1 protein-coding gene is annotated in these 566 nt (G+C 41.7%); it reads right to left on the reverse strand.

The features are described 5' to 3' along the window. Window positions 1–566 (reverse strand): autotransporter outer membrane beta-barrel domain-containing protein (locus ACFIL8_RS12465; protein WP_375690091.1); only part of this gene is annotated, 566 nt, incomplete at both ends.

The raw sequence follows: 566 nt of genomic DNA on the forward strand, positions 1-566 counted from the left end.
GGATTTTCACGAACCTCTACCATTCCTGTAGAAGTCATCCGCAACGTCTCCAATTGCTTATTTTGATTGCTAATATCCATCAAACCAGCGTGGAATACACTATTAGGCAAGCTGAGATAAGTTGGAACCTGTGGAACAACAGACCTTACAAATTGTTCAGGAAGGGCAGCAGATCCAACAGACTTAACATACTGATTTTCTAAACGGAAATTCCAAAATTCTCCACCATCCTTAACAAATTTCTGCTGAACATCCTCCTGTTTCGAAGTCGCTTCTGGAGCATAAGCACGAAGGGTGTATTTGTAAGGTGAGTTTCTCAGTGCAACATAATTGCCATCGAGTTGGAAAGAGTCTTTCTTCGCTTGACCATAGACCTGAATAATTGAAACAGTATGAGCAATCTTGGCATTCGCTTTACCATCTCCTACATTGCCCGCATCACCTCGTACATGTATTTTTGTTTTTCCAGAAACATCACCATGAATGACAAGCCGATCAGTGACTTGCTGATCACTCGGATCACGAGGATTTAAACGTGCATTGAGATGAATTACAGCATTACCCTG

This window comes from Bartonella sp. AP57NXGY (genome assembly GCF_042195805.1).
Classification (GTDB): Bacteria; Pseudomonadota; Alphaproteobacteria; order Rhizobiales; family Rhizobiaceae; genus Bartonella.